This window comes from Sulfitobacter sp. BSw21498, from assembly GCF_006064855.1.
Lineage (GTDB): Bacteria > Pseudomonadota > Alphaproteobacteria > Rhodobacterales > Rhodobacteraceae > Sulfitobacter.
Genome location: NZ_CP040753.1, coordinates 862,869 through 882,514, shown reverse-complemented (window position 1 = coordinate 882,514; position 19,646 = coordinate 862,869). Strand labels below are relative to the sequence as shown.

Annotated in this window: 19 protein-coding genes; 7 read left to right on the top strand and 12 right to left on the bottom strand. The window is 59.7% G+C overall.

Going from position 1 to position 19,646, the window contains the following annotated elements:
* Positions 1 to 32 precede the first annotated feature (32 nt).
* The 5 genes from E5180_RS04335 to mazG all read right to left on the bottom strand — a co-directional run bounded on the left by E5180_RS04335 (position 33) and on the right by mazG (position 4,723).
* Positions 33 to 842: a DUF533 domain-containing protein gene (locus tag E5180_RS04335; protein ID WP_138923315.1), complete on the bottom strand. Its 810-nt coding sequence runs from the start codon at positions 840 to 842 to the stop codon at positions 33 to 35.
* A 140-nt stretch (positions 843 to 982) separates the two neighbouring features.
* Entirely contained in the window at positions 983 to 2,395 is a 1,413-nt protein-coding gene (locus E5180_RS04330; RefSeq protein ID WP_138923314.1) for a protein adenylyltransferase SelO, read from the bottom strand.
* A gap of 42 nt (positions 2,396 to 2,437) precedes the next feature.
* Positions 2,438 to 2,887 (bottom strand): GNAT family N-acetyltransferase, encoded by a 450-nt coding sequence (locus E5180_RS04325; protein ID WP_138923313.1) that lies wholly within the window; start codon positions 2,885 to 2,887, stop codon positions 2,438 to 2,440.
* Positions 2,884 to 3,825, bottom strand: a complete 942-nt coding sequence (locus E5180_RS04320) for a nucleoside hydrolase (protein ID WP_138923312.1) — start codon at positions 3,823 to 3,825, stop codon at positions 2,884 to 2,886. Before E5180_RS04320 ends, E5180_RS04325 begins: the two co-directional genes overlap by 4 nt.
* A gap of 73 nt (positions 3,826 to 3,898) precedes the next feature.
* A complete protein-coding gene (gene mazG / locus E5180_RS04315) occupies positions 3,899 to 4,723 on the bottom strand; it encodes a nucleoside triphosphate pyrophosphohydrolase (RefSeq protein WP_138923311.1) in 825 nt (274 codons plus the stop codon).
* 62 nt (positions 4,724 to 4,785) lie between these two features.
* Between mazG and E5180_RS04310 the strand changes: the two genes are divergently transcribed.
* The 3 genes from E5180_RS04310 (at position 4,786) to E5180_RS04300 (ending at position 7,438) form a co-directional block, all read left to right on the top strand.
* Entirely contained in the window at positions 4,786 to 5,955 is a 1,170-nt protein-coding gene (locus E5180_RS04310) for a M20 aminoacylase family protein (protein WP_138923310.1), read from the top strand.
* A 1-nt stretch (position 5,956) separates the two neighbouring features.
* Positions 5,957 to 6,934 carry an agmatinase gene (speB, locus tag E5180_RS04305; RefSeq protein WP_138923309.1) on the top strand — a complete coding sequence of 326 codons (978 nt, stop codon included), beginning with the start codon at positions 5,957 to 5,959 and terminating at the stop codon, positions 6,932 to 6,934.
* A gap of 72 nt (positions 6,935 to 7,006) precedes the next feature.
* Positions 7,007 to 7,438: a DUF1499 domain-containing protein gene (locus tag E5180_RS04300; RefSeq protein WP_138923308.1), complete on the top strand. Its 432-nt coding sequence runs from the start codon at positions 7,007 to 7,009 to the stop codon at positions 7,436 to 7,438.
* Here the strand turns inward: E5180_RS04300 and E5180_RS04295 are convergent.
* Positions 7,379 to 7,684, bottom strand: a complete 306-nt coding sequence (locus tag E5180_RS04295; protein WP_206338726.1) for a hypothetical protein — start codon at positions 7,682 to 7,684, stop codon at positions 7,379 to 7,381. The two genes, E5180_RS04300 and E5180_RS04295, sit on opposite strands and share 60 nt — an antisense overlap.
* Positions 7,685 to 7,746: 62 nt before the next feature.
* Between E5180_RS04295 and prfA the strand changes: the two genes are divergently transcribed.
* The 3 genes from prfA to E5180_RS04280 all read left to right on the top strand — a co-directional run bounded on the left by prfA (position 7,747) and on the right by E5180_RS04280 (position 10,529).
* The gene (gene prfA, locus E5180_RS04290) at positions 7,747 to 8,802 is read left to right on the top strand and encodes a peptide chain release factor 1 (RefSeq protein ID WP_138923307.1); all 1,056 of its coding nucleotides are present in this window, start codon (positions 7,747 to 7,749) and stop codon (positions 8,800 to 8,802) included.
* Complete coding sequence (gene prmC, locus E5180_RS04285; RefSeq protein ID WP_138923306.1) at positions 8,799 to 9,641, top strand: peptide chain release factor N(5)-glutamine methyltransferase; 843 nt, start codon at positions 8,799 to 8,801, stop codon at positions 9,639 to 9,641. Before prfA ends, prmC begins: the two co-directional genes overlap by 4 nt.
* 216 nt (positions 9,642 to 9,857) lie before the next feature.
* Positions 9,858 to 10,529 carry a DUF4167 domain-containing protein gene (locus E5180_RS04280; RefSeq protein WP_138923305.1) on the top strand — a complete coding sequence of 224 codons (672 nt, stop codon included), beginning with the start codon at positions 9,858 to 9,860 and terminating at the stop codon, positions 10,527 to 10,529.
* Between the two features lie 73 nt (positions 10,530 to 10,602).
* Here the strand turns inward: E5180_RS04280 and rsmA are convergent, their stop codons facing one another.
* From rsmA to lptF, 6 genes are read right to left on the bottom strand one after another with little or no spacing between them, the layout of a single operon-like run.
* On the bottom strand, positions 10,603 to 11,445 hold the full coding sequence (rsmA, locus tag E5180_RS04275) for a 16S rRNA (adenine(1518)-N(6)/adenine(1519)-N(6))-dimethyltransferase RsmA (protein ID WP_093732250.1): 843 nt from the start codon (positions 11,443 to 11,445) through the stop codon (positions 10,603 to 10,605).
* Positions 11,446 to 11,485: 40 nt separating this feature from the next.
* On the bottom strand, positions 11,486 to 12,472 hold the full coding sequence (gene pdxA, locus E5180_RS04270) for a 4-hydroxythreonine-4-phosphate dehydrogenase PdxA (RefSeq protein WP_138923304.1): 987 nt from the start codon (positions 12,470 to 12,472) through the stop codon (positions 11,486 to 11,488).
* Positions 12,469 to 13,686, bottom strand: coding sequence for a peptidylprolyl isomerase (locus E5180_RS04265; RefSeq protein ID WP_138925111.1), 1,218 nt, complete (start codon positions 13,684 to 13,686; stop codon positions 12,469 to 12,471). The genes pdxA and E5180_RS04265 overlap by 4 nt, the downstream gene beginning before the upstream one ends.
* Positions 13,687 to 13,691: 5 nt before the next feature.
* Positions 13,692 to 15,806, bottom strand: a complete 2,115-nt coding sequence (locus tag E5180_RS04260; protein WP_138923303.1) for an LPS-assembly protein LptD — start codon at positions 15,804 to 15,806, stop codon at positions 13,692 to 13,694.
* 1 nt (position 15,807) lies between these two features.
* A complete protein-coding gene (lptG, locus tag E5180_RS04255) occupies positions 15,808 to 16,905 on the bottom strand; it encodes an LPS export ABC transporter permease LptG (RefSeq protein WP_138923302.1) in 1,098 nt (365 codons plus the stop codon).
* Positions 16,902 to 18,032 carry an LPS export ABC transporter permease LptF gene (gene lptF, locus E5180_RS04250; protein ID WP_138923301.1) on the bottom strand — a complete coding sequence of 377 codons (1,131 nt, stop codon included), beginning with the start codon at positions 18,030 to 18,032 and terminating at the stop codon, positions 16,902 to 16,904. Before lptF ends, lptG begins: the two co-directional genes overlap by 4 nt.
* Positions 18,033 to 18,169: 137 nt before the next feature.
* Here lptF and E5180_RS04245 point away from each other — a divergent pair, with 137 nt between their 5' ends.
* Positions 18,170 to 19,642 carry a leucyl aminopeptidase gene (locus E5180_RS04245; protein ID WP_138923300.1) on the top strand — a complete coding sequence of 491 codons (1,473 nt, stop codon included), beginning with the start codon at positions 18,170 to 18,172 and terminating at the stop codon, positions 19,640 to 19,642.
* Positions 19,643 to 19,646: the final 4 nt, after the last annotated feature.

Below are 19,646 nucleotides of genomic sequence, written 5' to 3'. Positions count from 1 at the left end.
CTTTCATGATTGCTGCGTAAGACCGGATCGCGTCAGGTATAAAGCGACGGTACACCCATCTGTTCATGGATCTCATTAACTTCATCAATTTGCATACCATAGGCGCTGGCCAGCTTGTGCAAATACTGCGCCTCTTCCTGCGTATCAAGATCGATCGCCAGCAGAGACATGGCGTAGATCTGCGGCCCCATACCATCTGGCGTTTGGGCAACCAACGCATCCACGTCCACTGGTGCCGCCATCTGAGCCTGAACAAAGGCGGCCTCGTCGGCGTCAGCTTCGTCCAGATGGTTCAGCAGCTTTTCGCGTTCATTGTCATCAAAGACACCGTCTGATTTCGCCGCTTGGATCATCGCGGCGATCATAAGGGCTGCGGTCGCCTCTTGATCGCGCGACGGGGTGATTGCAGGCGTGGGGTTGCTGTCGAATTGAGAGTTCAAAACGGCACCGAAGTCAGCCTCGGGGCGTTCAGGGGCTGATTGGGTTTTTGCCCCTAATCCACCCAAGAGCCCGCCAGCACCGGCCAAACCGCCCAACAGGCCTCCCAGCCCGCCTGAGGAGCTTGTGCCACGGCTGCCGCCTAACTGGTTTAACAATCCGCCTAGACCGCCGCCGCTGGCCCCCGAAGAACCGCCCATCAACCCGCCAAGCATATCTTGTAAGCCGCCGCCGCTCCGGCCCGACGCGGTGGTGCCACCTGTCAACCCGCCAAGCAGACCGCCCAAGCCGCCGCCACTGCTGGCACGGCCGGAGGTGGATTTGTTCTTGTTCATCATGGCGTTGGCCCCTTTGGCCACAGCCACGCCGATTGCCACTTTGGCCAATGTTTTCATCAAGCTCATTGTCGGTAATCCTTCTGGGTCTGATCGACTGCAAGTCTGTTGCAGTTTGCCGAGCAAAACAACTGAAAGATCGCGGGGGTTCCCGCCTGAAAGTTGGTGAAGTGTGGGGAACGGGCGACCTGCGCAGCGTCCCCGCTGCTTTAGGTGCCGCAGAAGGTCGCGGGGACGATTTCCTGCGTTGTGGGGGCGCGGTGCAGGTCGGGGTCAGTTTCCTCGAACGGGCGGGCAAGGGCGGCCATCAGGCGGTGGAACGGGTCCATATCGCCGGCGACGGCTGCATTGATCATCGCCTCTATCCGGTGGTTGCGCGGGATTACGGCAGGGTTGGCGGCCTTCATGACTGCTATGGCGTCGGGCTCGGATGCGATACGTTCTTGCCATGCGTCATGCCAATTGGCAAAGGCCGCGCGGTCGGTGAACTGATCAGCTGCAGTATCGCCTGAAAGGCCATGGAAAGCATTGGTGAAATCAGCACCATCTGTCTGCATCAGCGACAGCAGCGCGTCAATCAGAGCGGGATCCTCGGCTTTGGGGGTTGTGATCCCAATCTTGGCGGCAAAGCGTTTCAGCCAGGCCTCTTCGATCAGCGCGGGCATGGCGTGCACAATCTCTGTCGCTTCGGCGACCCCGGATTCAGGATCGTCAAGCTGCTGCAACAGCGACGTCGCCAGCTGCGCCATGTTCCACACTGCGATCTGCGGCTGGTTGGCATAGGCATAGCGCCCTTGGCGGTCGATCGAGCTGAACACGCGATTGGGGTGGAATGCGTCCATAAAGGCACAGGGGCCATAATCGATTGTTTCGCCCGAGATGGCGCAATTGTCCGTGTTCATGACCCCGTGGATAAAGCCCACGGACATCCACGCTGCGATCAGATCGGCTTGGGCGGCACAAACGGCACGCAACAATCCCAAAGGACCATCGGCTTGCGGATAGTGACGCTGTATGGCGTAATCGGTCAAACGGCGCAGGTTTTCGATCTCGCCCCGATGGGCAAACACCTGAAACGTACCCACGCGCAAATGGCTTGCGGCGACGCGGGTCAGCACCGCACCGGGCAGGGCGGTTTCGCGGAACACGTCTTCTCCGCTTTGCACCGCTGCCAAGGCACGGGTCGTTGGGATGCCAAGAGCGTGCATCGCCTCTGACACCACGTATTCGCGCAGCACCGGCCCTAGCCAAGCACGCCCGTCGCCACCACGCGAATACGGCGTGCGGCCCGACCCCTTGAGCTGGATGTCGCGACGCATCCCGCTTTGGTCCAACACTTCGCCCAGCAGGATCGCGCGGCCATCGCCGAGCTGCGGATTATAGTTGCCAAACTGATGCCCCGCATATCGCTGCGCCAACGGATCGGCACCCTCGGGCACCTCGTTGCCCCCAAAGATAAAAGCCAGATCGTCAGACGATCCGTGGGTGATCCCCAGCGTTTTGGCCAAAGGCGCATTGAACGCCAGCAGTTTGGGGTCGGCCACAGGGGTCGGCGTGGTGCGTGTGAAAAAGCCATCGGGCAACGCCGCATAGCTGTTATCAAAAGGGGCTGTTAATGTCATAAGGCAGATATAGGGTCCACGCGCCCTTTGTGCCAGCCCGCGTCAGAATTTGCGCGACATGAACATATAGTTTTCACGAGGGCGAAAGCCCGCACGGTGGTACAGCTTATGCGCGATCTCGTTGCCGCGCTCTACCTCAATGTGGATCGCACGCAGACCACCGCCCGCCAATGCGTTCGGTACGGCCAGCAACGCTTCGGTTGCGATACCGCGACCGCGCACACCGGGCCGCACATAGATTTCGTCGATGATTGCGTCCAGACCGCCAAACTCCACCGACCATCCGAAGGTGATGATGATATAGCCGATGGGTGCACGAGCCGGGCCAATTAGATAAGCAACACCGTAAGGCGTCCCTTCCAGCAGCGGGGCCAGACCGTTGTGGCGGTCGTCATCCGTCTGCTCGATCCCTGTCTCGGCATGAAAGCTGGCCACAAGGGCGACCAACCGGTCCAGATGTTCGGGCTTGGCGAGGGTGAATGACGCGCTCATAGACGGGCCAGCCGTTCCGTCAGCAGCGCAAAGAAACCGTCGGCGTCCAGATCATTCATAAAGGTCGCATTGGGGGCGCGGTCTGTCACCCCCCACCAATCGGCCACGGTCATGCCCATGGTCAGCTCTGACTGTGTCTCGATCTCTACGTTGATGTGGCGGCCGCTGAACAAATCGGGATTGATCAGATAAGCGGTCACACATGGGTCATGCAGCGGAGCCCCGTCAGAGCCGTATTTCTCTTTGTCGAAACGTTCGAAAAAATCGGTCATCTCGGCAACGGCGACGCCCGCAGGCGTGCCAATCGCGCGGAAGGCATCATTGCGGGCCTTGGTCACCAGCGCCTTATGGGTCACATCGAGCGGCATCACGACGATAGGTGCGCCTGATTTGAACACAATGTCAGCGGCTTGCGGGTCGACGTAAATGTTGAATTCGGCAGTAGGTGTGATGTTCCCGCCTTCGAAATAGCCGCCGCCCATCAGCACGACCTTGGCAATGCGGTCGGCGATATCGGGGGCTTTCAGCAGCGCGGTCGCGATATTGGTCAGCGGCCCTAGGGGGCACAGCGTGATTGTACCCGGTGCGTGTTCGCGCAGGGTATCGATGATGAAATCAACCGCGTGCCCCTCGGCCAACGACATCGTAGGCTCCGGCAGGTCGGGGCCATCCAATCCGGTTTTGCCGTGCACATGCTCAGCTGTGACCAGATCGCGACCCAAGGGACGGTCGCAGCCGGCAAATATCTTTACGTCGCGCTTGCCGGCCAGTTCACAAACAATCCGCGCATTTCGGGAGGTGAGGTCCAGCGGCACGTTCCCCGCGACACAGGTTATGCCCAGAATGTCGATCTCTTCCGGGCTTGCCAGAGCGACAAGGATCGCGACGGCATCATCCTGACCGGGGTCCGTATCGATAATTATCTTGCGCGGTGTCATGGTTTCTCCTGTCAAAGGTGGTGGCAGAGCCTTGCCGCAACTCCTGCCGCTTGTCCAGCAGGCTCGGGCTTGGCTAGCTGCGTTCCGCCCGTTTTACATCATCCCACAGCGCGTCCATTTCGGCCAGATCGCTGTCCGACGGCGTTTTACCCTGTGCGGCCAAGCGGGCCTCTACGCCGTTGAACCGACGGATAAATTTAGCATTGGCGGCCCGCAGGGCAGCTTCGGGTTCTACCCCCAGATGACGCCCCAGATTGGCCATAACGAACATCAGGTCGCCGTATTCCTCGGTTACTTCGGCGTGGGTCAGGGTATCGCGTGCCTCGACCAGTTCGGTCGCTTCTTCGGTGATCTTGGCGATGACGTCATCGACCTGCGGCCAGTCAAAGCCCACGCGGGCCGCGCGTTTTTGCAACTTATAGGCGCGCAGCAACGCCGGAAGCCCCACGGCCACGCCATCAAGCGTCCCCCCTTGGGCCTTGCCGGCACGTTCTGCCGCTTTGATCTTCTCCCAGTCGGCGGTCTGTTGGTCTGCGGATTTATCACGGCTTTCGTCGCCAAAAACATGGGGGTGCCGCGCGACCATCTTGTCCGAGATATTGCGCACCACCGACTGAAAGCTGAAACGCCCGTCTTCTTCGCCCATGGCAGTGTGATAGACGGTCTGGAGCAGCAAATCGCCCAACTCTCCCTCAAGCTCGGGCCAGTCGCGCCGTTCAATAGCATCGGCAACTTCATACGCTTCTTCAATGGTATAGGGGGCGATGCTGTCAAAATCCTGTTCGATATCCCACGGGCATCCGGTTTGGGGATCACGTAGGCGGCGCATGATTTCCAGCAAGCGTTCGATCCCGGCGTCCTGATCGTGGATCAACGCATCATTTCTTGTCTCGGCCATTGCAGCCCCCATGTGTCTGATGTCAGATGCAACCTGACCAAGATCCCCACAGGAGTCCAGTAATGCCCGTCGTCAACCGTATCGCGGATTATGCCCCCCAGATGACAGAGTGGCGCAGATATCTGCACACGATCCCCGAGCTGGGGAATGACTGCTTTAAAACAGCGTCGTTTGTGGCCGACCGCCTACGCGAATTTGGCGTGGACGAGCTGCACGAGGGGTTTGCGACAACAGGCATTGTTGCGATTATCAACGGGCAAGCCGACGGGCCGACCATCGGATTGCGTGCCGATATGGACGCGCTGCCGATCCCCGAGGAAACCGGACTGGACTATGCCAGCACCCACGCAGGCAAGATGCACGCCTGCGGTCATGACGGGCATACCACGATGCTGCTTGGCGCGGCGAAATACCTGGCGGAAACGCGCAATTTCTCAGGGCGCGTCGCGCTGATTTTTCAACCCGCCGAAGAAACCGGCGGCGGGGCCGAGGTGATGGTCGAGGAAGGCATTCTAGACCGTTTTGACATCGGCCAAGTCTATGCGCTGCACAATGCGCCTGGCTTTGAAAAGGGCGGCTTTTATACGTCCCCCGGCGCGATGATGGCCGCCGTCGATGAATTTCACATTCATATCAGCGGCTTGGGCGGTCATGGTGCCACGCCACATCTGACCCGCGATCCGGTTGTTGCAGCCTGCGGTATTGCCAGTGCACTGCAAACGATCGTGAGCCGTAACCACTATGCGCAGGCTGATCTTGTGATCTCTGTCACGCAAATTCACACGGGCACGACGGATAACGTGATCCCCGAAACCGCCTATATCAACGGGACGGTACGCAGCTTTGACAAAGACGTTCAGGCCATGGTGATCCGCCGAATGGAGCAGATCGTCGCCGGTCAGGCCGCCAGCTATGATGTCAGCGCGACGCTTGAATATGAAAAGGGCTATCCCGCGACGGTGAACACCCCCGAAGAGGCAGGATTTGCCGCAGCGGTCGCGTCGGAGATTGCGGGCGAGGATCACGTCATCGCAGACAATGGCCGCGAAATGGGGGCAGAAGATTTCAGCTACATGCTGGAAAAACGCCCCGGTGCTTATCTGTTTATCGGACAGGGCGATACTGCGGGGCTGCACCATGCGGCCTATAATTTCGACGATGAAATCGCGCCGGTCGGCGCATCCTTCTTTGCCCGTATCGTCGAGCGGGCCCAACCATTGGGAGCCAAGTGATATGGGTTTAGAAGACGCGAAGAACCAAGTAGATCAGGCGTTTACGCGTGACGAACTGAAAGGCCCCAGCTTCGAGAACGCCTTTGGCGGCGCGACGTCCTTTTTACGGCGACGCTATACCAAAGACCTGCGCGGCGTTGATATCGCCGTGACCGGCGTGCCGTTCGATCAGGCCGTGACCAACCGACCCGGCACGCGTTTGGGCCCGCGCGCGATCCGCGAGGCGTCGTCCTTGCAGCCCTATGATCCGCCTTACGGTTGGGATTTCGACGTGCTGAGCGAGTTTGCAATCGCAGATTACGGTGATCTGGCGTTCGACTACGGCCACACCAGCCAGTTCCCCGGGGCATTAACCAGCCATATCAAAGGGATACTGGATGCGGGTGCGGCAAGTGTCGTGTTGGGCGGCGATCATTATATCAGCTTCCCGATCCTCAAGGCCTATGCCGAAAAATACGGCCCTATCAGTCTGTTACAATTCGATGCGCATTCAGATACATGGCCCGATGATGATATGGACCGGATCGACCACGGTACGATGTTCTACAAGGCCGTAAAATCGGGCATCGTTGATCCCGAAACCTCGGTTCAGGTGGGTATCAGAACGACCAATCCGGATACGCTGGGGGTCACCACGATCGATGCGCGCGAGGTGCATGAAAAAGGGCCACAGGCCGCAGTTGCTAAGATAAAACAAGTGCTTGTCGACCGTCCTTGTTATCTTACATTCGATATTGATGCGCTTGATCCGGCTTTTGCACCGGGCACAGGCACGCCGGTCTGGGGCGGGCTCACGTCCGCGCAGGCGGCGATCATGATGCGGGATCTGGCCGGCATCAACATTGTGGGCGGTGACATTGTCGAGGTGTCTCCGCCGTTCGACACAACCGGCGCGACAGCGATTGCCGGGGCCCATGTGGCGACTGAAATCTTATGTCTTTTGGGATGGAACATGCGGCAGGCCAAGGCAGGAAAATAACAACTGGCGGAGCGTTCTGCGCCGGCGGGACGCTCCGCGGGGAGTTTAATCGGCAAAATGAAGGTGAAGATTATGATGATGTTTTTCTGGGTCGTTTTGGCGATTTTCGTGGGGCTACAGGCCTATATACGTCTGGCTCCTGCGCCGGCCGGTCGCTGGGAACTTGGCGCGGTCGACAAGGCACCGGGTGACTATCCGTCAGAGGGTGGTTTTATCGCAGTGCGTGATCTGGACAATGACGGCTCTGCGTTCTTGCAAAATTTCGACACCGCCATGCTAGAGCTACCCCGCACAGAGCGTGTGGAGACTGGCAGCGATCAGGCGCTGTATGTCACGCGGTCGGGGTTTTGGGGCTTTCCCGATTACACCAGTGCGGCTGTCACGCAGGTCGAGGGCACGGACCATTCCCGCGCCGTCATTTCTGGGCGGTTGCGTTTTGGCCGCTCAGATCTGGGTGTGAACCGTAAGCGGTTGCAAAAGGTTCTGGCCCAGGCCGGGGTCTGATCGCAGGGCAAGACCGGGGCAGGATTTGCCAATGTCGCGCCACATCGGCACATTCAACGACATCTGGCACTGCGCGGCAAATCGGCGGCCGTTCACATCAAGGCAGATGGTTTGCCCCAGTTCGACCCGTTGCCCTTCGCGGTCCGTGCAATAGCATTCAACCGGTTTGCGGGCAGGGGATGAGGGTTCCGCCGCAAGGGGCGGGGCAAGGCAGATCAAGCTGAATACCAGTGAAATGCGTTTCATAGAGGCATCATAGCACAGGCTGCCTCTTGACCATAGCCACTCTATCGGCGACATCCAGCAGTATGATCCCCATGGACCGCCTTGCCCAAATCACCCAACGCTTCCAGTTTCTGGAGGCATCGATGTCTGCTGGCTCTGACGGGGCGGATTTTGCCAAGCTCGCCAAGGAATACGCCGATCTGCGGCCGGTGGTAGAACAGATCGACGCCTATCGCCAGCTGCTGCAAGACATGGACGAAGCCCGCGCCATGCTCAAAGATCCCGAGATGGCCGAGCTTGCCGAAGAAGAGTTGCCCCGCCTGAAAGCCGAACTGCCACGCGCGGAGGCCAATTTGCAACTGGCACTGCTGCCGCGCGACGAAGCCGACAAAAAGCCCGCGATGCTTGAAATTCGCCCCGGAACAGGGGGCGACGAGGCGGCGTTGTTTGCGGCGGATTTGTTGCGCATGTACCAACGGTATGCGGAGGCGCAGGGCTGGAAAGTCGAATTGATTGAACAGCAGTTTACCGAACTTGGCGGCGTGAAAGAAGTCGTGGCCCATATCAAGGGCGAAAACGTCTTTGCGCGGCTCAAGTACGAATCCGGCGTGCATCGGGTGCAGCGGGTGCCATCGACTGAGAGTGGCGGGCGCATTCATACCTCTGCCGCGACTGTCGCTGTGCTGCCAGAGGCTGAAGACGTCGATATCCACATTGGTGCCAATGACTTGCGGATCGATACAATGCGCAGCTCAGGCGCGGGCGGGCAGCACGTCAACACGACCGATTCAGCCGTTCGGATTACCCACTTGCCGACAGGGCTGGTTGTCACGTCCTCCGAGAAATCACAGCACCGCAACCGCGAGATCGCGATGCAGGTGCTCAAGGCGCGTTTATATGACATGGAGCGTCAGCGGGTCGATGGTGAGCGTTCTGCCAACCGTGCCGCGCAAGTGGGCTCGGGGGATCGCTCGGAACGGATCCGAACCTATAACTTCCCCCAAGGACGCATGACTGATCACCGGATCAACCTGACGCTCTACCGCCTAGAGGCCGTGATGCAAGGTGATCTGGACGAGATCATTTCGGCGCTGACGGCTGACGCGCAAGCGCAGCTGCTGGCCGAGATGGGGCAGTGAGCGCCCCCACTGCAGCGCAAGCGATGGTGGCCGCCACAGCGCGTTTGCGGGCTGCGGGTGTGCCTGATCCGGCGCGGGATGCGCGCATCCTGTTGGCACACGCGGCTTCTGTCGATGCGGCGCGCGTCACCCTGATCGCGCCCGAAGAGATCGCCCCCGATATTGCAGAGCGGTTCGAAAAGCTGGTCGCCTTGCGGGCGGTGCGGGTGCCGGTGTCCCATCTGGTCGGGCAGCGGGCGTTCTACGGGCGCGACTTCAAGGTCAGCCGTGATGTGCTTGACCCGCGCCCCGAAACCGAATCCCTAATAGAACTGGCGCTGTCCGAGCCCTTTGAGCGGGTGCTTGATCTGGGTGCGGGGTCGGGCTGCATCCTTGTGACGTTGCTGGCTGAACAACCCGACGCGCACGGCGTGGGGCTTGACCTGTCCGAAGCTGCCTGCCTGCAAGCCAGTGCCAATGCGGTGCTGCATGGGGTTCAGGCACGGACCGAAATCCGGCAGTCGGATTGGTTTAGCGCGGCCGAAGGGCGGTTTGACCTGATCGTGTCCAATCCTCCCTATCTGGCACAAAGCGAGATGAACGATGTCTCTCCTGAAGTGCGCCTGCACGAGCCTGAGATGGCGCTGACCGACGGGCAGGACGGACTGAGCGTGTACCGGATTATTGCCGCACAGGCGCAGGGCTTTTTGACACCGACGGGCCGTGTTCTGGCAGAGTTCGGCTGGCAGCAGGGCGCTGACGTCAAGGCAATCTTTGAAGCCGCCGGATGGGGCCGGGTGCGTATCTTGCCTGATATGGGCGGACGTGACCGGGTCGTTTGGGCCGATACACCAGCATAAACCTGCTAAAACTTGGCGTTTGACTATGTTTTTTGGTAATTTCTGCTTGCTCCAAAACCATAGCCGTGCTTATTCAAGGGTGTTGCAGCGGTGGATGCTTTTTTGGCGGTCCCGCGCGGCGTTAAGCCCAACAGAGCGTAAAGCTAGCCTTTCAGGGACGCGTCTGCGTCCGGCAGCTTATTCCGAAGCCCAGCATAACAAGGCTGAACTGATTACATGAAATCTTCCAGATCACGGTCCCGGTCCAAGAATACTCGCAACCGTCAGCCGCAGGGTGGCAACGTCGTTAACCGCGTTTTCGACAGTTCTGGCCCCGAAGGCAAGGTACGCGGCACGCCGCAGCAGATTATCGAGAAATACAGCCAGTTGGCGCGTGACGCCCACCTAGGCAATGACCGCGTGGCGGCAGAGAACTTTCAACAGCACGCCGAACACTACCTGCGGATGTTGTCCGAGGCACAGCGCGAGATCGACCAGCGTCGTGACCAGCAAGAACGTGAAAACCGTGAACGTCAGGCTGAGCGTGACCGCGAGCGGGTAGAACGTCAGGAACGCGAAGCGGCGCAAGGCGGGCAGAATAACGCTGACCAACCTGCTGCAGATACCGACACAGGTGATAAGCCAGACAGCCAACAGCAGGGCAACAACGGTAACGCAGATGCGCCCAAGCGCCGCCGCCCCCGTAGTAACCCGAACCAGAACGACAACGCGCCCAAGTCGGACAGCGACGGCCAGCAAGATGGCGACGCACCCGAAGACAACCTTGTCGAGACACCCGAGAACAAGCCCAAGCCACGCCGTGCGCCGCGCCGCAAGCCTGCCCCGAAGGCAGACGCTGACGAGTCCGCCAAGGACAACAACGGCGACCTGCCCGAAGCGGCAGAATAAACACTTTGACCATGTAGCAAAGGCCCCGCGATTGCGGGGCCTTTAGCGTTTTGAAGCTAATGATAGGGGTGCATCAGGTCTTGGCGATCTCGCGGGCCAGTGCGCAGAACCCTTCCAGCGGCACCTGTTCCGCCCGTTCGGTCGGCTTTAGACCCGCGGCCAGCAAACGGTCCTCGATATCCGGTGCGGCACCTTTCAGTGCGGAACGCAGCATCTTGCGCCGCTGGTTAAACGCCGCAGCTACAATACGGTTCAACACGGCCGGATCGGCGGGAAATCGCGGTTCGGGCAGGGCCGTGAGATGCACCACCGCAGAGGATACTTTGGGCGGGGGGGTAAAGGCCTCGGGCGGCAGGTTCAGCACGATCCGTGCATCGGCCCGCCACTGTGCCAGCAGAGCCAGACGGCCATAGGCTTTGGAACCGGGTTTGGCCACGATCCGTTCAGCCACTTCGCGCTGAAACATCAGGGTAAGGCTTTGCCAGAACGGCGGCCATTCTTGCGGCGTCAACCAACGGACCAACAGCTCGGTGCCCACGTTGTACGGCAGGTTCGCGGCAATGCGGATCGGTGGCGTCAGATGCGCCAACGGGTCAATCTCGAGCGCGTCGCCTTCGATGACCATCAGCCGATCGGGATAGGCGTCCGAAATTTCGGCGAGCGCAGGCAAGCAGCGTTTGTCCTTTTCGATCGCAAGAACGCGGCGCGCCCCTTCGGACAGCAACCCACGCGTCAACCCACCGGGACCTGGCCCGATTTCAAGCACATCACATTCAGTCATATCGCCCGCTTGCCGCGCGATCTTGGCCGTTAGGTTGAGGTCGAGCAAAAAGTTCTGCCCCAAGGATTTGCGTGCCTTGAGGTCATGGGTGTTAATCACATCGCGCAGGGGCGGAAGGTTGTCGATTGTGCTCATCTGGGGACCTGTGAAACGGGGAAAGACGGGGGGCGGACGCTCATGATTGCGCCATACGGTACGCCATACGCAGCGCTTCAACCATGCTGGTAGGATTGGCAATACCCTGACCCGCGATGTCAAACGCAGTGCCATGATCAGGCGAGGTTCGGATGAACGGCAGGCCGAGCGTAACGTTGACGCCGCGGTCGAAATCCAGCGTCTTGATCGGGATCAGCGCTTGATCGTGGTACATGGCAATCGCCGCGTCATATCGTGCCCGCGCGGCAGCATGGAACATCGTATCGGCAGGGTGCGGTCCGCTGAGGTCAAAGCCTTCGCCCTGCATCTGCGTAACGAGCGTGTTCATCCAGTCGGCTTCCTGACGGCCCATCGTGCCGCCTTCGCCAGCGTGGGGGTTCAGGCCCGCGATTGCAATTCTGGGTGTTTTGATCCCGAATTGGGACATCAGCCCCGCTGATGTAATCTCTATCACGCGGCGCAGATGGGCAGGGGTCAGGACATTTGGGACCTGATCCAATGCAATGTGGATTGTCGCCGGCACGACCCGCAGCTGATCCGAGGCCAGCATCATCACCACCTCAACACCACCGGCCAGCGCAGCAAGGTATTCCGTATGACCGGGATAGGCGAAAGCCGCGCCGTCTTTCAGCGCTTTCTTGTGGATCGGGGCCGTGGTCAAGGCACAGGCAACCCCGCTGCGCACCAGGTCAACGCCGCGCGCGATTACGTCGATCACGCCCTGCGCATTGGCCGGATCCGGGTGTCCTGCGACCGCGTCACCGGCAAAGTCGTGGCGCAACACGGGTAGGGCGGTGCTGCCTGCCTCTCGCGCGTCGGACGGGCTATCAATGATGCAATGGGGGATATCACGGGGCAGGTGGCGCGGATCGCCGATCCAGGCAAGTGGCACTTCGCCTGCCAGCATCGCCCAAGCCCGTGCGGCGACCTCTGGCCCGATGCCAGAGGGTTCGCCGCAAGAGATCACAACCGGCTTGTCGGCCAAGCCCGTTTTGGCTTGGGTCATTTGCGAACGATGCGCGCGTCGGCCCGCAGTTGTTCTAGCAGCTGTTCGGCATAGCCGGTCAGCCGTTCCTGACGCAGCGCGTTTGTCACATCCTCGCGCGAGGCAGATGCGTTGGCAGCAGCGGTACGGCCACACATCATCAGCAGCATCAGCGTTTGACCATTGGCGCGGGTCAGCGTCGTTGAGACTTCGCCGGGGTCCAGCTTTGACAGCTCAATCGCCACGTCTTGCGGGATTTCTGCGGGGGCTTGGGTGACACGTTCCAGCACTTCGGCGGGCTGGCCTTTGGCAATACCGTACAGATCATCACATCTATCGATCCGGCCACGAATGCTTGCGGCCTGTGCCAGTGCTGCCTCGGTCCGTCCGCCGGGGATGTAGTAGGTCGCATATTCGATCGCCGAATAGGTCGGTGCAGTGACGTTCGTTTCCTCGATGTCGCGCAGCTGAAACAGCGCCACGGCGTTCGGGATTGGTAGAGGATCGGTGACTTCGCCCGGCGCAAGGCTGAGGATCAGCGGTTGCAGGCTCGGGGGCAGGTCAGTCAGGTTCTGCCACGGTAGATGCCCGCCACGACCCCGCGAAGCGGTCGCGGAATAGCGGCTGGCGTAGTTCGAAAATTCAGCCGCAGATTTGGACTGGGAAATCTGTTCGGCCAGTGCATTTACCCGTGCCGCCTGTCGCGGTGGGGCGGGTATGATGATCTCGGACACAAGAACGCGCACGCCGCTGCCATTGCTTTCACCCAATGCGCGGTCGATTTCCGCATCAGTGATTTGCACCCGGCTGGCATAGCGGGCACGCACCAGTTCACGCCACCCGATGGAATTCACGACGAAATCGCGGAACGTTTCGGGCGAGATACCGGATTGACCTAGCGCTTGGGTGAATTCTTCGGTGCTCAGATCCGCGCGCGACGCAAATTCGGACAGGCTGTCAGCGATGCCTTGTGGGGTCAGTTCGATCCCCGCCTCGGCCACCGCTTCGTTGCGCAGGCGTTCGTCAATGAGTGAAGTCAGCGCCCCATCGCGGGTCGCACCAGGGGCGTTCAACACCTCAAGAAAGCGCCGGCGTTGCTGCACCTCAAATTCAGTCACAACGGATTCATTCACCTTGGCCACGGGCGCAAAGAGATTCTGCGCCGAAACGGGGGCGCTGGTCACCAGACCAAGCCCAAGGACGGCGATGCTTCGTGTCAGACGGTTCAGGTTCATCTTACTTATTTCCCACATGATCGCTCATATCTTTCTGTTCCGTTGGAGGCCGAGAAGCCCCGCAGGCCGACGTTAAACCCGATATCGGTAGAGGGCTCAACACTTGTTGAAGAGGTATAGCGGCGGCGCACCGAAAGGTCGACGCTCACGCATTCATTATTGTAGGTCAGGCCAAGCCCCGCCGTCGCTGCGGTACTGTTTTGCACGTCATAGCGCACATCCGCGCTGGCTGACCATTGCTGGTTGATGTCATAGCTGCCGTCCAGCGACACTTCTGAAATTGCCTCGGTCCGGTCTTCACCTGGATCAGCTTCGAGCCAGACATAGGTCCCTTCGACGGTGGTTTTGCCAAAGTTCCAGCCCCCGCGCAGCTCTGCCTTTGAGATGTCGAAGTCGGCATCCACCAGCGTGCGCGCGGTCAGCGAAAGCCCCGCGTTGTTCCTGATCTGGCCGGCCAGCAAAACATCTGAGCGCGCGCCAGACAGACCGGATGTATCGGTAAACTCGGGATCGATCACGCTGCGAAACACCTGACCAACAGCCACATAGGTATCCCAGCCATTGGGGTCAAAGCGCGACCAGTTGACGGCCACCGCTGCGGTGGTGCCACGTTCACGCCGGTCGGGGCGCGGAAAGCGCGACAATGACAGGATATTGCCCTGATCGAACTCGACGCGCGTGCTTTCTTCGTTCGGAATGTCGAGCCTGCCCCCATCGGTCCAGCCCAATTGCACCACAGGCGTCAGCACCTGCGAGGCGCCGCCCGCCTCGCGGCGGGCCATCGGATAGCTGAACCCAACAGCCCCAAAAGGGGCCACATCGCTGTGGTTCTGCGCAAAGCTGCTATCTTGGGTGATGTCAAAAAAATTGAACGTCGTCCCGACCTGCGTATCCGTCACAAGGCCCGAGCGGTGGGTAAAGCGACGCAGATATTTGAGCGACCCGTTGATCCGAGATACATCACGGCCGATGATGTCCTCGTTTGAACTGCGCCAGTGGCTGTGTGCCTCGAGGCCGAACCGCAGTTCTCCTCCCCATGCTTTGGGGAAAAAGCGCCGTTCGAATTCGCCGTCAATCACGACGGTCGGCAGGGTGCTATTTAGTTCGCCAGCGCGCAGGGTTTCAAAGTTATAAAGGCTGGTGCGCACAAAACTGTCGCGCCGCGCACGAGACAGGGTCAGATCACTGCGCAGACGATCATCATCCGCATAACCGTATTCGGTGAAATACGAACTGTCGCTCACGGCCTCTATTGTGAAGCTCAGTTGATAGTCGCGCTCCAGATCAAACCGTCCTTCGCCAAACAGGTAGCCACGGGTGTCGCCGGGTTCCTGGTCATCCCGCGTGTAGGCACCGTCAAACTGGATCTCGCCATTGATGAACGCTTGGCGATAGCGAAATTCGAGGGTGCGGGTCGACGACGATAGATAAGGGGTCAACGTCAGGTCGCGGCTTTCCCCAAGTGTAATGAAATACGGCAGCTTCAGCCCCGTACCCAAAAGCGACGTCGTGCGGACCGACGGCGCGAGAAAGCCGTTCGCGCGTTCTAGTGTCGGATCGGGCAGGCGCAGGCGCGGCAGATAAAAGACTGGAACGGACCGGATGTGAAAAGTCGCATCGTCGAAATACAATTGTTGCGCCACGGTGTCATGCACCACGCGGCGGGCGCGTATCTGCCACAGGGGCAACTCACCATCGTTGCAGGTTTTGCACGAGGTCACGGCGGTTTTATACAGTTGGCTATAGCGCCCTTCAACACGGTCGATCTGCACAGCGGCCATTTGCACCTGCTGGTTCAACACCATGCGCGCGCCGCGCAGCAACCCGTTTTGCAGCCCCTGATCCAGCTCGGCGGCATCCGCTAGAATGACCGTACCGTCCCCATCGTTCAGCACGATCGGCCCTTCGATCACCAACGCACCGGTTTGGTCGTTATAGCGAATGGCGGACGCTCGAATACGGGTGGTGCCCTGAAACGCCTCTACGTTGCCTCGGGCGACCAGTTCCCTGTCACGGGTGATAAAAAGGTCATCGGCTACCAACACAGCGGGACGAGCGCTGTCTTGCGCAGCAGCAGGCAATCCAAGGGCCACAAGAAGGGTCAGGAGCAAACGGCGCATGTCAGCCATCCTCTGCGTGTAAAAGAAGGCCAAGCGCCAAAAGAATTGACGCGACGGGCGGGGCCCATGCGGCAAGAAGAACCGGGATCTGCCCGTTCTCTCCCAGAATTTGCGCAAAGCTGCGAATAAAATACAACCCGAACCCCAACAAGACAGACGCCAACACGGCAACGCCCGTGCCTCCGAACCTCGTATGGCGCATGGTGAAAGCGCTCGCAACTAGAACCATCGCCACCAGAAAGAACGGCCGCGCCAGTTCGGTCTGTAGCCAGACCTTGTGGCGGCGCGGGCTGAATCCAGCGAGTTCAAGCTGTTCGATATAATCGGGCAAATCATAGATCGACACCGCGCCGGGGTCGGTAATGCTGTCACGGATGCGATCCAGTGTCAGGGTCGAGGGCAGGGTAAGCGTCTCAAACGTCTCTGCCGCGCCTTCGGCGTTCACACCCACTTCCAACGACCATGACTTTGCATCCGCCAATATCCAGATTCCGTCTTCAAGCGCGGCGCTGCCCGCTTCGATCCGGCGCTTCGGGCCACCATCCGGCGCGTAGGTCAGGAAAGTCACGTCATAAAGCACCGAGGCATCTTTGTTTGATCGCCAAGCACGGATCACGGTTTGCCCATCGTCGCTGCCTTGCCGCAGCCACAGCCCTTCGGCGCTGACCGACAAAACAGAGGTCCCGCCCGCGCGGATACTGTCCGTCATCTGGCCGTATTTTTTCGCGGTTGCCGCAACGATCGGGTTCAACATGCCCACGGCCATAACGCCGATAATGAAGGCCACCCAAATCGGTGCCTGCAACGCGCTAAGAGCCGACCGACCGGCGGCACGGGTCACAACCAGTTCAGACGACCGCGCCAACGACAAAAACAGCACCACCGTGGCGAGGATCATGATCAAAGGCAGGATCAGATTCATCGTCTCGGGTGTGTTCAGCAAGGTCATCCCGAAAAGCCGAGGCCAGCCGATGTCATAGCTGCTGAATTTCCGCGCCTGTTCAACCATGTCGACGAGGACCAGCAAGGAAAACAGCACGGCAGAGATCAGCACGAAGCCCATAATGAAACGGCGGGCGAAATAGAGATGCAGGATCATGCGACGTCCCTTTGTTTACCCAACCGTTTGGTCCAGCCGGGGTGCGCCGTTTGCCAGATCATCCCGATGACGATCACGGCACCGATCAGGCTGGGCAGGAACAACAATGGCCAGCGATCTGCGTTTTCTCGCACAGTTTCGACCAAAGTGCCACGCAGCCCGTCAATCGCGATCAACAGGCCAAAGGCGATCACTATTTCGCGCCAGACCCCGAACCGGGAAAAGCCCCCGAGCACAAGCGTCGCATAGCCAATCATTGCAGCAATCATGCAAAAAGCGGCAGAGGCAAAGCGCGCGGTCAACTCTTCTGCGATCTCGCCCGATGTGGATTTCGTGGCGGTCTCAAGCTGGTCCCAGTCCGCGAACAGCTGTGCTGTGGTCATCGCGTCGATGGACGTGCTTTTCGCGCTTTTACTGCTGACCAAGGCCGAAATATCAAACGAGAAATCGCGGAACTTGGCGGTCGAAAGACGCGTGCCCGCCACTTCAAGCCGCTGCGCCATGCCGTCAACCATGATCAAGGTCGTGCCGTCGCCGTTGCGGATCAGATAGGCTTCGGATGCGGTATAGATCACGCCCTCGTCGGGGTTGCGGCGGTCAGATAGAAACACATCACGCAAAACCCCATCGGCATCGATCACGCGGGTGTAGAACGTCACCTTTGACGTGGGGTGCAGGAATGTCCCTTCGGTGAGCAGCCGCGCCGTCACATTCTGCGAAATCTCGGCCTCGCGTTCGGACAGCTGGGCATTCGACAGGGGCAAAAGCAAATGGGTCAACACCGACATCATCAGCGCAACGCACAGCCCATAGACGAACACCGGCCGTGCCAGACGCCAAGGGCTGGTGCCCGTTGCCTGCAATACGGTCAGCTCGGATTCGCTGGTCATACGGTTGATCACATAAACCGACCCCGCGAAGGTCGCGATTGGCAGCACCGTGGTGATCAGCTTGGGCAGCCCCAACACGGTGAATTCAAGAAACACCAGCGCGGTCTGGCCGTCGCCGATCAGCCGGTCAAACAGCACCACAGCGCGGTTGATCCAGAAAATCGCCACCAGAACCAGCGCAAAAAAGCTGAACAGGATCAGGAACTGGGACAACATATAGCGGTCGAACTTGGCCAATCTGCATCCCTTAGGTATCAACGCGGGTTAACTTTCGCCGGACGTTAAAGGAAATTTCCGCCCGCGAAAACTGCTATCTGGCCTTACCGGCGTACGCAGGATACGTCTAAGGAAAATTCAGACAAAAGGGGTTCATGATGACCGCACTGACGCCAATGACATTCACCCAAACCGATATTGACCAGATTGCAGGCCATACAGGCCGCGTTGCTGTCACCGTGGGCGCGGATGGCACGCTGAACCCCTCGGCGCGACGCATCAACAAGCTTACCAAAGGCGCACTGGAGCGGCTCGTTGCCAGTGATAGCTTCACGAAATTGTCAGCGGGCGATGCCGTCAGCCTAGGGTTTCCGACCGGCATGGCGGCAGAGGCCGTGGATGTGGTGCAGTTGGAGAACAATGCCGACCAAGAAGCGCTGCGGGCTGCGGGTGCGTCGCTCGCCAAACGCCGTGGCACCGCTGATCTGCTGGTCCTGACCGGTGGCCTGCGCAAAACGGCAGAGTTGTGTTTTGGTCTGGCGATGCGTGATTACACGTTTGAAGATCGTAAAAGCAACGGCAAGCCGCGCACGGGGCAGGTCACGATCATGACCTCCAAGCCCGAAGAGGTCGAGGCTGCCGCAGCGCCGCTGCTGGCAATCGCAGACGGCGCCTTTATGACCCGCGACCTGACCAACGAACCCGCAAATATCCTGACCACCACCGAATTTGCCAACCGTCTCGCCGAGATGGAATCCCTTGGCCTCGAGGTCGAAGTGCTGGACGACGCCAAGCTCGAAGAGCTGGGCATGCGCACCTTGCTCAGCGTCGGGCAAGGATCGGCAAGCCCGTCCTATGTTGTGGTGATGAAATGGAACGGCGGCGAGAAAGACGCGGCCCCGCTGGCGCTGGTCGGCAAGGGCGTCGTGTTTGACACCGGCGGGATCAGCCTGAAACCCGGCGCAGGCATGGAAGACATGACCATGGACATGGGCGGCGCGGGCGTCGTGTCCGGCGTGATGCGCAGCCTCGCGTTGCGCAAGGCTAAGGCAAATGTCGTCGGTCTTGTCGGGATTGTAGAGAACATGCCATCGAGCACGGCAACCCGGCCCGGTGACGTCATCAAAACAATGAAGGGTGACACGGTCGAGGTCATCAACACCGACGCCGAGGGGCGTTTGGTGCTGTGTGACGTGCTGTGGTACGCGCAGGAACGGTTTAATCCGGCGGGTGTGATTGATCTGGCGACACTCACCGGCGCGATCATTATCGGCTTGGGCCATGACAATGCGGGCGTCTTCTCGAACGACGACACGCTGTGCAACGCATTTCTTAAGGCAGCAAAAACCGAAGGCGAAGGCGCATGGCGCATGCCCATGGGCGCGGGCTACGACAAGCTGCTGAAAAGCCGCATCGCTGATATGAAAAACATTGGCGGTCGTCCTGCAGGGTCGATCACAGCGGCGCAATTCCTGCAACGGTTTATCAAAGACGGTATGCCCTGGATCCACCTTGATATTGCCGGCGTTGCCTCGGTTAAATCTGAAACAGCGCTCGCACCTGTGGGGGCGACCGGCTGGGGCGTTGCCTCGTTGAACCGTTTGATTTCAAACCTCTACGAGACAGAGTAAGCCT